This is a genomic window from Planktotalea sp., from assembly GCF_039984035.1.
In the GTDB taxonomy this organism is placed as follows: domain Bacteria; phylum Pseudomonadota; class Alphaproteobacteria; order Rhodobacterales; family Rhodobacteraceae; genus Planktotalea.
Map to the genome: position 1 here is coordinate 1 of NZ_JBDWVM010000361.1, position 12331 is coordinate 12331.

The 12331-nt window shown below is 51.5% G+C and carries 11 protein-coding genes, 1 tRNA gene and 1 pseudogene; 9 read left to right on the top strand and 4 right to left on the bottom strand.

What is annotated here, in order from left to right:
- Nucleotides 1-602 precede the first annotated feature (602 nt).
- Nucleotides 603-1172 carry a recombinase family protein gene (locus tag ABJQ89_RS16155; RefSeq protein WP_348497188.1) on the top strand — a complete coding sequence of 190 codons (570 nt, stop codon included), beginning with the start codon at nucleotides 603-605 and terminating at the stop codon, nucleotides 1170-1172.
- 100 nt (nucleotides 1173-1272) lie between these two features.
- Here the strand turns inward: ABJQ89_RS16155 and ABJQ89_RS16160 are convergent, their stop codons facing one another.
- A complete protein-coding gene (locus ABJQ89_RS16160; protein ID WP_348497189.1) occupies nucleotides 1273-2493 on the bottom strand; it encodes a hypothetical protein in 1221 nt (406 codons plus the stop codon).
- Between the two features lie 1443 nt (nucleotides 2494-3936).
- Here ABJQ89_RS16160 and infA point away from each other — a divergent pair.
- The 5 genes from infA to ABJQ89_RS16185 all read left to right on the top strand — a co-directional run bounded on the left by infA (nucleotide 3937) and on the right by ABJQ89_RS16185 (nucleotide 6174).
- The gene (infA, locus tag ABJQ89_RS16165; RefSeq protein WP_085311012.1) at nucleotides 3937-4155 is read left to right on the top strand and encodes a translation initiation factor IF-1; all 219 of its coding nucleotides are present in this window, start codon (nucleotides 3937-3939) and stop codon (nucleotides 4153-4155) included.
- Between the two features lie 67 nt (nucleotides 4156-4222).
- Nucleotides 4223-4801, top strand: coding sequence for a nucleoside triphosphate pyrophosphatase (locus tag ABJQ89_RS16170; protein ID WP_348497190.1), 579 nt, complete (start codon nucleotides 4223-4225; stop codon nucleotides 4799-4801).
- On the top strand, nucleotides 4798-5820 hold the full coding sequence (locus ABJQ89_RS16175; RefSeq protein ID WP_348497191.1) for a ribonuclease E/G: 1023 nt from the start codon (nucleotides 4798-4800) through the stop codon (nucleotides 5818-5820). The genes ABJQ89_RS16170 and ABJQ89_RS16175 overlap by 4 nt, the downstream gene beginning before the upstream one ends.
- Complete coding sequence (gene yacG, locus ABJQ89_RS16180; protein ID WP_348497192.1) at nucleotides 5817-6023, top strand: DNA gyrase inhibitor YacG; 207 nt, start codon at nucleotides 5817-5819, stop codon at nucleotides 6021-6023. Before ABJQ89_RS16175 ends, yacG begins: the two co-directional genes overlap by 4 nt.
- A gap of 76 nt (nucleotides 6024-6099) precedes the next feature.
- A tRNA-Phe gene (locus ABJQ89_RS16185) sits at nucleotides 6100-6174 on the top strand.
- 120 nt (nucleotides 6175-6294) lie between these two features.
- On the opposite strand, the gene ABJQ89_RS16190 is transcribed toward ABJQ89_RS16185, so the two are convergent.
- Complete coding sequence (locus ABJQ89_RS16190; protein ID WP_348497193.1) at nucleotides 6295-7140, bottom strand: DMT family transporter; 846 nt, start codon at nucleotides 7138-7140, stop codon at nucleotides 6295-6297.
- 171 nt (nucleotides 7141-7311) lie between these two features.
- Here ABJQ89_RS16190 and ABJQ89_RS16195 point away from each other — a divergent pair, with 171 nt between their 5' ends.
- From ABJQ89_RS16195 to ABJQ89_RS16205, 3 genes are read left to right on the top strand one after another with little or no spacing between them, the layout of a single operon-like run.
- Entirely contained in the window at nucleotides 7312-9681 is a 2370-nt protein-coding gene (locus ABJQ89_RS16195; protein ID WP_348497194.1) for a DUF1989 domain-containing protein, read from the top strand.
- Nucleotides 9678-10055, top strand: coding sequence for a hypothetical protein (locus ABJQ89_RS16200; RefSeq protein WP_348497195.1), 378 nt, complete (start codon nucleotides 9678-9680; stop codon nucleotides 10053-10055). Before ABJQ89_RS16195 ends, ABJQ89_RS16200 begins: the two co-directional genes overlap by 4 nt.
- Nucleotides 10042-10482: a hypothetical protein gene (locus ABJQ89_RS16205; protein WP_348497196.1), complete on the top strand. Its 441-nt coding sequence runs from the start codon at nucleotides 10042-10044 to the stop codon at nucleotides 10480-10482. The genes ABJQ89_RS16200 and ABJQ89_RS16205 overlap by 14 nt, the downstream gene beginning before the upstream one ends.
- A gap of 82 nt (nucleotides 10483-10564) precedes the next feature.
- On the opposite strand, the gene ABJQ89_RS16210 is transcribed toward ABJQ89_RS16205, so the two are convergent.
- Complete coding sequence (locus ABJQ89_RS16210) at nucleotides 10565-11899, bottom strand: NAD(P)/FAD-dependent oxidoreductase (RefSeq protein ID WP_348497197.1); 1335 nt, start codon at nucleotides 11897-11899, stop codon at nucleotides 10565-10567.
- A gap of 63 nt (nucleotides 11900-11962) precedes the next feature.
- Nucleotides 11963-12331, bottom strand: a pseudogene (locus ABJQ89_RS16215) (type III glutamate--ammonia ligase); the annotation flags it as partial.

Consider the following 12331-nt stretch of genomic DNA (forward strand, 5'->3'; position numbering starts at 1 on the left):
GACGATCCAATATCAATTGCATACCGAGACATGATATTTCAGGACCTAGGCCGAAATCTTGGATGCCGAGGGCGCTTGGTTCAAGACAGTGCGGCTCATACAGTCTGGATCAAATCGTCCTTGTTTCGAGACCTAGTTCACTTCAATGGCGAGAGCATCGAAGGGGCGGGATATAATCGATACCAATTCAGACTGGTTCCATAAAGGAGTTAATCTTACGTCGGTGGCTCTTGCGGTCGTCCACGCCTACGGCGCGTCCAAACCTCAGAGACCCACCTAGAATGCCCTCCCTCTGCTCACTTCGTTCGCATAGGTTGGCAAGAACGATGATTTTATTGAAAGGGGAAGTAAAAGGACACGCTAATAGTTACTATTAGTGGTTCCCCCTCTCCCCCCCCTATCGGTGGTCGCCCCGCCCCGGTTCCTTTGATCACCGATTGGGCAACTGGCGAAGCGGTTAGCACATCCATTTATTCAGTCTCATTTGGGTATAATCACACAGCGCCGATGAAATTGATTCAAAAGTGTCCTATTAGACTTTAAGAATCACTTATCGGACGGTAGGTGTTATTCGGACAGTTATATGAGACGGGAGGAAGCGCATGGGCGAACTTATCGGATACGGTCGGGTCAGTAGCAGATCACAATCATTGGATATCCAGATCGCGGCACTGACCGCTGCTGGGGTGGCAACTGAACACCTGTATCTGGAAAAAGTATCGGGTCGAAAACAAACTGGCCGTGCTGCGTTAGAAGACCTACTGGGCCGTGGCATCCGCAAAGGCGATACCCTTGTCTGCACTCGTCTGGACCGCTTAGCGCGTTCCACACGTGATCTTCTACACATCGCTGAGACCTTGGACGACAAGGGCGTGTCCTTGAGGGTATTGGAACAACCCATCGATACCACCACTCCCACGGGCAAACTATTCTTCACAATGCTGGGTGCTTTTGGTGAGTTTGAGGCCAGCATTCGTGCGGAACGTCAGCGTGAAGGGATTGATGCTGCATTGGCAAAGGGTGATGATAGTCCGTTCAGGGGGAGACCACCCAGCATTGATCCAAAGCAAATACTGGCATTGCGCGAAGAAGGACTGACACCTACAGCGATCAGTGAAAAGCTAGGGGTCGCAAGGTCATCGGTGTATCGCCTAATGACCTCGGTATCATAATATGCCAAATATGAAATAACTGGGAATGGTTGCCTCGAAGACTCAAGGAAAAGTCCTCCGTGACTAAAATTATGCATGGGCTCTTAAGTGAACAACAACTCTATTGGGAGCGTTCACATCGTGCGGGGGCCGACAGTAGCGATGAACAAACTGCATCAAAAGACACACGGTTGTTGAGGTCTTGCATCGTTGCCGATGAGCTACTGGAGCTACAATCAAGGATTGCTTGTTCCCTATCTATTGCGGTGGCTTCAAAATTTATGCGTTCTGGTAGCCCAATGGGTGGATTGTCGGTGTAGTAAAAGTTACCGAGCATCTCACCGCTTATCTGAACCCTGTTGGAGACCCGTCCGAACGTCGAAAAGTCAGCGCCACTGATGTTGCTGTTATCGATTTCGAATTGTGCAAACATATCAATGGGTAGTTTCAAACATCTAAGTGAACTTGAAGATGCTATGAGAGTGGGCTGAAAACTTTCAAACAGCCTAAGCACTGCTGCTGGATCTCCTGCTTTGATGACAGTGCGAAATTCTTCTGTTTTGATTAAATTTAGAAAGCTATCAAATTCGGATTCATCCATAGCTGCCTCAGCGATAGTTTCAGAAATAAAATCCTCCCAAAATCCTTGCTGTTCTTCTGGATTAGCGTTTTGAAATTCGGACCAGTTGGGTAATATTTGGTTGAAAATTTCCAAGTAAAATCTGGACCTAAGGCCATTAAGCGCACTTGTGTTGGTCACGGTAGACTGGTCGAAAACTGAGTTGTTTAAAAATAGACTTGTGGTTCCATCAGGGACAATAAGTGTATTAATTACTTCGCTGCTTGAGAAAACTACGTCGCGCATGGAGCCTTCTAGCAAGCTGTCTTCGATAGTTGTCGATCGAAATGATACATTCTCAAGCAAAAGGTTTCCAAACTCTGCATAGCGAAAGTGGCTACGTCTTATCACTTGGTCAGTAAGTTCAAGGCCAGATAAGAAGGGTCCGTTCTGCAAGCTATCACCAGTCAGTGTTAGTCCTACGATTTGCACCCCATTTTCAACTAAGAACTCAATTGCATCAGCTTTACCAGTATTTCCAGCAACTTGACTGGATAACGCTTGCCACGCTCGGCTAATTCTCTCTTCCTTCCGATCCTGCCACTCGTCGTAGTAAATCCACGAGGCACCAATCGCTAGTGCTAAGCCGACGACAAACATGAACCGAGTAAACCACCACTCTTCAAGAAATAATGTGGCTTTTTCGAAGATATGATCCGCCTTTTGCTCATTGTCATCAGGTCTATTAATGACGCCATCAAGCTTCCGATCTATCGCGGACAATCTACGTTCCAGCGTGGCTGAGTTGGTTCGCCTTACCTGAGTTTTTAAACGTCTACTTCTCAAGAGAACCTCTTTTCATGCCCCACTTACCTGTGGGGCAGTACAGGTGAGTATTTCGGATTTCGTCAACTATTAATGTTGGTTCGGATGGCGGCTAGTCTTATAAACTTCGTCGAGATCATGAGGATCAATATCACGTCAAATAGTCGGTGTGCCACAAATGAGTGCTTACTGCCCCATGATGACAGCCAAAGGACGCAAAGTGTGACGCTATTGGAAACGTTTCTGGACACATGCATTCCCTTTCTGGACACTGTGACGACTTTGCGGCTCACCATTGGGACCCTATGTGGTTGATAAGAAAATATAAATTATGGGGTTGAATTTATAGGTGCGCAGATTCCAGGGTCGCCCACCATTTTATTTCTTCACAATTGATATTTTGCGGGTGAGTTTCTAGCCCACTCGCTGTTCGCTCTTTGTCTAAATCCAGCGTGCAAGCTATCGCAATCGCTCAGTCACAACCTTGAGCAGCTGAACGCGCGACTGGGTTCAGCAAACTCTCCAATTAGGTGAAATCGATAAAGTTGACGGATTCACATTCGGCAAAGCTCACGTTAGGTGGTGAATCGGCCTAGCTGGCGCGACAAAACGCATCTCGCAAAGTTCCCTTTGGTTAATAACATCGCAAAGCGACCCACTTGCGTCCATAACGCTTAATTTTAAGGCATTCAGCTCAAAATTCAGACTCCCACGGTGAGATTTGAGGCAATTGCTGAATTTTTATGTCAAATATCTTGGCATACGCCAAAAAAATAATATTCTTTTCGTTGAATGCGAGACAATTTTTAGAGTTGAGAACGCGAAAGATCCCTCGGCAAAGTCGCTGTCAAACAAAACGCCGAGGGATCATTGGTTTACCCTCTGTGTGAAGGGCGGACAAAATCGGTGAGTTAAGTCGATTTTGTCAGTTCGTTAAGTCAGGGTGTCTGAGGTCGCTGACTTGGTTATTACATACCCTATGGTTGCGATTTCTGTAAAGCGTTCCGTTACGAAAACTTTGATTTGTGTCAATTTGTAAAGCATGGAAATAAACGGAGAAAATCTCCGAAAGTCACATATTTTACAGGAAAAGAACGCTCCACCTTGGTGCGCTCTGCTTTTCCAATCTTACAAATATCGCGCAAACCCGCGCAACCTAACCTTGCGTCACCCGCGCCCTCCTTGCCGACAAAATGCCTCTTAAAAGGTAAAAATCGACATTAACATCCAATTTCTCTGCAAGCGCTTTGGGTGGATTGATTCGGCTGAAAGGCACCGCTAAATGTGCTTCTCTCGCGACATATTCGAGCTAACGCTGAATTCACCTTGAATTCTTAAACAAATGCGCCCATTTAAGCGCCACTTCCGCAGGTAAGCGGATCAAACAACGATGGAGATACCATGGCCAAGGAAGATACGCTCGAATTTCCCGGTGTCGTGAAGGAACTCCTGCCGAATGCGACATTCTTGGTCGAGCTTGAAAATGGCCACACCATCATCGCGCACACGGCAGGCAAGATGCGCAAAAACCGCATCCGTGTTCTGGCTGGCGACAAGGTTCAGGTCGAAATGACCCCATATGATCTGACAAAAGGTCGGATCAACTACCGCTTTAAGTAAGTGGTACAAAAAGTTTGGAATTTGGAACCGGTCTCATAGTTGGGGCCGGTTTTGCTTTGAGGGATCTATGAAACTCATTCTAGGAAGCGGCAGCCCTCGCAGGCTCGAACTGCTCGCGCAAATCGGACTGGTGCCGGATGACATCCGAGCGCCGGACATTGATGAAACGCCGATGAAACAAGAACAGCCTCGACCCTATTGTGCGCGCATGGCACGCGAAAAGGTCGCCGCTGTCACAGCGACCTCGGATGAGCTTGTTCTTTGCGCCGATACAACTGTTGCATTGGGCCGCCGTATATTGGGCAAGCCGTCAGATGCCGGCGAAGCTGCTGAATTCTTGCTGGCTTTGTCTGGTCGTCGCCATCGCGTCATCACAGCCGTTGCTGTGAAGTTGGGCGATAAGGTCTGGGAACGCGACGTTGTCACCAACGTTAAAATGAAGCGCCTTTCCGACATTGAACTCAACGCTTACCTTGAAAGCAACGACTGGCAGGGCAAGGCTGGCGGATATGCGATCCAAGGCCCCGCATCAACATTCATTCCTTGGATCAGTGGCAGCTTTAGCGCCGTTGTTGGTCTACCGCTTGCGGAAACTGCTGCATTGCTACAATCCGCTGGATACCCTGTTTATGGAGACCGCTCATGAAGGGTCGCACAATCGTTCTGGACCATCTTAACGGCCGCGAAGCTGCGGCTCTTATGGTTGATGGGAAGCTCCATGATCTTCTCATCTCCGCAGATGCCCCTGCCCCCGGCACAATCTATCGCGCCGTGGCCGATCGCCCTGTGAAGGGACAAGGAGGTATGTTCCTGAAGACCCCAGATGGCAACGCTTTCTTGCGTCAGATCAAGGGTATGGCACCCGGTGATGAATTGCTCGTGCAAGTCACGGGTTACGCGGAAGATGGCAAGGCCATTCCAGTCGCGCATCGCGTGCTCTTCAAATCCCGTTATGTCATCATCACACCAAACGCACCGGGCATTAACGTGTCTCGCTCCATCCGCGATGATGACCGTCGCGAAGAACTGCTGGCTATCGTGCATGACACCTTAGAGACTGTTCCCCATGGCATCATCCTACGGTCGTCTTGCGAAAACGCCGAAGATGCGGAGATCGCGGAAGACCTGCTCTCAATGATTTCCCTCGCCGATCAAGTTTTGAATGACGATGGTACGGGCCCTGAAACTCTGATCGAAGGCGATGAACCCCACCTCCTCGCGTGGCGCGACTGGGTGGAACCCGCCGAAGTGGTCACAGAAGACGGCAGCTTTGAAACCCATGATGTCATGGATGCCGTTGACGCGCTTGAAGATCCAAAAATCGCGTTAAGCGGTGGCGCATACGCCTACATTGAACCAACACGCGCACTTGTCGCGGTCGATGTGAATACCGGTAACGACACCTCAATGACAGCTGGTACCAAAGCCAACTTTGCATTGGCCAAGGTCCTACCCACCGCTCTGCGCACACGTGGTCTCGGCGGGCAGATCGTGCTCGACCTTGCCCCTATGCCCAAGAAGGACCGTCGCGGGTTTGAGACTGCGCTCAAGGCAGCACTTCGCGCAGACAGCATTGAAACTGTTTTTGTCGGATGGACCCCGCTCGGCCACGTAGAGCTGCAACGCAAGCGCGCACGACTGCCTGTTTCGGAGTTGCTTGCATGAGCTGCCCGATGTGTGAAAACGAGCCGGACGCGAAGTACAAACCCTTCTGCTCCAAACGCTGCGCTGATCTTGATTTGGGCAAGTGGCTAAACGGCTCGTATGCCCTCGCATCGAATGATCCAGACGACTCTGATGCCCTGATCGACGCAATGGAACAGGCTCTTGATGGGTCTGAAAACGATCAAAACAAAAAACTACACTAAAAGCGCGCGTTAGCTCTGGACACGCCCCTCTCTCCGTCTTAGAAGGCCCGCACCCAGACAATGATTTGTCACCCGTGCCCGGGTAGCTCAGGGGTAGAGCAGTGGATTGAAAATCCTCGTGTCGGTGGTTCGATTCCGCCCCTGGGCACCATTTATTATTTCAGATCTCTTTCTGTTTAGTGCTTCGTAGAACATCCATTCTCGAAGCAATCGTTGATGCTCTGTAAGTTCGTTTCAACTCTACTCATCGAACAAGGCGAAAGAAATTTATTCAAAGCGCCAAATACCCGATTGCGGAAAAGGCGATCACGCACCCGAGCCATTGAACAGGTTTCAGTCTTTCTTTTAGGAACAAGAACGCAAATAGGATTGTGAGCAATCCAAAACTTGAGCTCGAAACAGAGGCGTATTGCGCGTCTTCTAAATGTCCTGCGGTATTCACAGATAATAACGCAATGCCATCTGCAATTCCCATCAAGGACAGAACGGGGAGCGCCGCGCGCCCGGGCCAAATCGGTATCCGCAGCATTAGGAGCCCCGCTAGAAGAAGCGCGATCGCGACCAGACGCGTCACCAATGTGACGGGTAACTCGCCAGCGATCGCACTCGCGCTTTGACCAAAGGCGAATGTCCCCGCAAAGCCAACCGAAGACAAAGCCGCCAAAGAAATTGTTTTCCCAATTGGAGGTACGTCACTTTCTCCACTTTGAGCAAGCGCGCTTACCAACGAGACACCTAGCACGACAAGCATAACAGCGCCCCATTGCATTGGGCTAATATGCGTTCCGCTCCAAGCGGCCCAAGCGACGGATAAGATCGGGTAGCTGGCAATAATGGGCGCTACAAGAGCCACCGGCCCACGTTGAAACGCGCCGTAAAGCCCAAGGCTCGCGACCAGAAAGAGCACCCCGGACATAAAGCTCATGCCCAGAACCGCGCGATCCGGCACTATGTCACCTTGCTGAAACGCCATAACCCCGACGTGAAAGAGTGTCCCAGTGACGAGTACCGTCAACAATGATGCCATAAGCGGTGTTTTCTGCGACACAAACCGCACGCAGACGTCGTGAAAGCCCCACATGACGGCCGCGATCAGGCCCAGTGTCAGCGCGCTCATAAGGGGGCTGCCCCATAGAAAACGGACCTATTCAACGCACGCGCGCTTCGATTTAATGAAATCTTCACAAGGAAACTCCGAATTTATTTGCCGACTCTTTCATTTTGATATTATTCTCACGGTTAAACAAATATTCCACATATGCAAATTTCATCTGCGTAGGAGACACCGATGTTGGATGACTACCCTCAAGTAAGGCCAGGGCCGCCCAAGCCGAGTGTGATCATTGAACCAAAGGTGTTTTCACTGCCTTCCGGCACGGAACGCTACGTCGTTGAGGCTGCAGGGGCAATCCTTGTTCCTATTCATGCAGGCGATCGGTTTACGATTATCAATGATGAAGGCGGGCAGCCTTCTGAGATCATTGCAACAGATAAATCGGGCAAGATCACTCCAGAAATTCTAGGCCATACGAGCACGGTAAAAGCGGATGGTCTTCAAGCCTTGCTCAATGGACCTGACCACTCGCTGCGCGGTCTGCGCATGGGTCTTGATGCCCGCGGCATCGATTTGACCCAAGGCGGTGCGCTTACCGTGTTTGGCGCCGAAACACCTGCGGGTACACAGGAAACCTTTTCAGTCACTTCGGACGGCACACTGATTGTCGCCGCCCCGGGCGCGCCGATGGATTTTGAGGCGCAAAACACATCTACGCCGCTTACGTTGATGGTCACGCGCGCTAAGCTTCAAAAACATGTACGTTTTGAGCTACCGACGCCTCTGGCAGACCCTTTGGCGGACATTCGCATCCATAGCCAAACGGCTGAAGCCTATTTCGTTAAAGCAGGGGACTACATCCAAATCCTAGATGTGGATGGGCGGCAATGCACTGATTTCGAATGTTTTTCCGCTCGAAAACTCGACAAAGGTATCGAGCACGCTCTGGATGTAACCACAACGCGCACCTTGATGGGCCATGCCTACCCGATGCCCGGTCTTCATGCGAAATACTATGATCAGGAAATGGTTCCGCTCGTCGAAGTGGTCCAAGACACCTGCGGTCGCCACGACGCCTTTGCGCTCGCCTGCTCTGCGAAATATTATGACGATATCGGATATCCCGGCCATATCAATTGCTCTGATAATTTCAACAAAGCGCTCGCAGAGTACAACATCGCGGGCCGCAAAGGCTGGATGGCGATCAATTTCTTCTTCAACACAGGCCTTGATGATCACGGCGTCATGTACGCGGATGAACCTTGGTCGCGCCCCGGCGATTACGTGTTGTTGCGCGCACTGACAGACATCGTCTGCGTCAGCTCCGCCTGCCCTGATGACACCACAGCCGCCAATGGATGGAACCCCAGCGACATCCATGTGCGCACCTATTCCGGCAAAGAGACGTTCCAACGTTCTGTCGCCTATCGCCCTACACCTGATGCGGACTATAAAATGACCAAGCAAACTGGCTTTCACGCGCAATTCGCCCAGCACACTCGCAATTTCATTGAATACAACGGCTATTGGCTGGCCAATTGCTACGCCGCGGCTGGCCCGATTGAAGAGTACCACGCATGCCGCGAAAAATGCGTCATTCTCGATCTATCCCCCCTCCGCAAGTTCGAGATCACAGGGCCCGACGCTGAAGCGCTCTGCCAATACGTGTTCACGCGAAACATGAAAACTCTCGCAATTGGCGGTGTCGTATACACGGCCATGTGCTACGAACACGGGGGCATGGTTGACGACGGGACTGTGTTTCGCCTCGGCAAGGACAACTTCCGCTGGATTGGCGGCAACGACTACGGCGGCGAATGGCTGCGCGAGCAGGCCGAAAAACTGAACCTCAAAGTCATGGTACGCTCCTCCACGGATCAATTGCACAACGTCGCTGTGCAAGGACCAGAGAGCCGCGATCTGTTGAAAAAGATCGTCTGGACGGCGCCGCACAATCCCGAGTTTGAACAGCTCGAATGGTTCCGTTTCACCCCTGCCCGCCTCAACGACGAAAACGGCACGCCTTTCGTGATTTCGCGAACAGGCTATACGGGTGAGCTGGGCTATGAAGTGATGTGTCATCCCAAAGATTGCGCTGAAATTTGGCAAGCAATCTGGGACGCGGGGCAAGATCATGGCATCAAACCTATGGGGCTTGAAGCGCTCGACATGGTGCGTATCGAAGCGGGATTAATCTTTGCCGATTATGATTTCTCCGATCAAACCGACCCGTTCGAGGCTGGCATTGGTTTTACCGTTCCGCTGAAATCTAAAACCGATGATTTCATTGGCCGCGATGCGCTGATCCGGCGTAAAGAACATCCGATGCGCAAACTTGTCGGCCTTGAAATCGATAGCAATGTCGATGTCGAGCACGGCGATTGCATCCATGTGGGGCGCGCGCAGGTGGGTGAAATCACGTCTTCGATGCGCTCGCCAATTCTGGGCAAAAACATCGCAATGGCGCGGATTGATGTGGCCCATGCTGCCCCGGGCACAGAGTTGGAAGTCGGCAAGCTCGATGGTCACCAAAAGCGGCTGCCCGCAAAGGTTGGCACAGCAACAGCGGCCTATGATCCGAAAAAGGAACGCCCTCGCTCATGATCCGCGCGCTCGCCCTTTTCGCTCTTGTGGTCATAGGCAGCGCCGCAAACGCGCAGTCAGTGAAACTCACGGCAGAGCAGATTAGAGACGTGTTAACGGGCAATACCGCAATCGGAAAATGGGAAGGCGTAAAGTACCGTCAGTTCTTTGGTCCAGATGGCATCACGCTCTATGCCCAAGACGGTGCAAGAACGGCGCGCGGGAAATGGCGCATCGACACCGCGAAAGACGAATATCAAAGCATCTGGCCCAACGACGCGGATTGGGAAGGCTGGTTCGTCATGGAATATGCAGGTGCCTATTACTGGGTTAGCAAATCAACACCGCCAACCCCATTTCGCGTGCAGGAAGGCCAACATCTTGTTGCGCAGTAACCTGACACTCGCCCTCAGTTTGCTTGCCCCACACATAGCGCTTGGCGCGTCCTGTACAGAGCTAATCGATCACTTGAGCACGAGCCAAACTTTAAAGGGCTTTCTTGAACAGGCCACCACGCAAGCGGCAAGTTGTGGCACATCACTACAAACCGGCGGTGCGCGCTCCACCTATTGCTATGTCAGCTATGCCTATCGCAGCGCCCAAGCCAACAACGCACTTGCACATCTGGACACGACCCTCAGCACTTGCTTTGAACGCCGCATCCCAAGCGGCGCAGGCGAGATCGTCAACCACCCTGACAGCTTCAACCAAATCGAGTATTGCGACGCCAGCGGCACATACAGCCTGTCACTGAAAGACAAAGCGGGCCTAGGCGAAACCTTGATCTTTCTGACCTCCACTCCAAACCAACACTGTCCATAAAAAACTCCCCCGCTTCATCTTTCCAGATAAACTTCGGGGGAGGCGATCGATAGATCGACGGGGGCTGGCCCCCGCCAAAGGGTTAGTTTTCCAGATAAACGTCTAGACTATCATCCAACGCATCTTTCCAAGGCGTGTGATGAATAGGCGCCATCGTACCCGTCATCACAGACTTATAAGCATTGTCGCGGAACGTCATGATGCCCTTTTTCTTATGGCCCTTCCATTCCTTGAACGCCTTGCAAGCGCCCTCAACGTCAAAGCTTGGATAGTCCGTATCAGCGATCAATTCCTTGATGTAATCGCCCTGATACCAAATCGCGTCATAGTCATCTTCGCCCGCATCTTCACGCGCGACGCGATCAGCAACATCCGATTCCATCGCGGCGCTGTCGGGCATCGCAATGCGGCCCATGATGACGTCACGCACGTACCATGCTTGGGCGTCAAACATGTTGAACGTGAACCATTGGTCCTGCATGCCGAGATAAAACAAATCCGGCGCAGATACATAAGCAACCCCTTTATAAAGATCAGCCGTTGCCAAACGGTTCGCGGTCTTCAGGCGCAGATCATCTGGTAGGAAGGGGAAGTGATGTTTATACCCTGTGCACAGGATCACAGCATCGATGTCAGCGGTGGTTCCATCCTTGAAATGGGCCGTGTTGCCGTCAACTTTGGTGAGCAATGGAACTTCTTTCCAATTGTCCGGCCAATCATAGCCCATCGCAGCGGTGCGGTGGCTGACTGTGATGCTCTTGGCGCCGTACTTCCACAGCTGTGATCCGATGTCCTCGGCAGAATAGGACGTGCCGTCGGTCAGAACATTCTTACCTTCAAACTCCATGGCATCGCGGAAATCATGGGCATGCAGACCACGGCCCTTAAAGCTCTCAAAGCCATCGAACTGAGGAACATTCGGCGTGCTGAAATGACCAGAGGCCACAATCACATGATCAAAACTCTCAGTGTAGGTATGATCGTTTGGCAAATCGCAAACAGTCACCGAGAAACCCGCATCGGTCTTTTCAACCCAGCGCACAGCGGTCTCAAAACGGATTTGATCGCGCACACCTGCCTTTTTCACACGGCCCTCAATGTAATCAAACAACACTGCGCGCGGCGGATAAGAGGCGATTTGCTTGCCAAAATGCTCTTCAAACGAATAATCCGCAAACTCCAGCCCTTCCTTCGGCCCATTCGACCAAAGATAGCGATACATCGAGCCATGAACCGGCTCACCGTATTGATCTAGACCCGTGCGCCATGTGTAGTTCCACAGTCCACCCCAATTTGATTGCTTTTCAAAACAAACCACTTCCGGCACATCAGCGCCACCCTCAGCAGCCGATTGAAAAGCACGTAGTTGTGCCAGCCCCGATGGACCCGCACCAATAATTGCAACACGTTTTGTCATTCAAAACTCCAAGTTTTAAAAAGGGAGAGAACGTAAGGTGCGTGGTTTCGCGCACCCTACGGCCTAAATATCGAGCGTGTTTTGACGCTCCCAATCTGAGAAATACGACACGAAGGAATTCCACTCTTCCATCTTCATCTTGAGGTAAGAGCGTGAGAATTCTTCGCCCATCGCGGCCTTCAGCCCTTTGTCCTTGTCGTACTCGCGCAGCGCATCCAGCATATTGAGTGGCAGTTTTGGTGCACCGCGCACCTTGTGCCCCTCTGCGTACATATCGATATCGTGACGCTTGCCCGGATCAGCCTCAGAACGCACGCCGGACAGACCCGCGGCAATGATCACGGCCTGCAACAAATAAGGGTTCGCCGCGCCATCTGGCAGGCGCAATTCAAAACGACCAGGCCCAGGAACACGCACCATATGTGTGCGGTT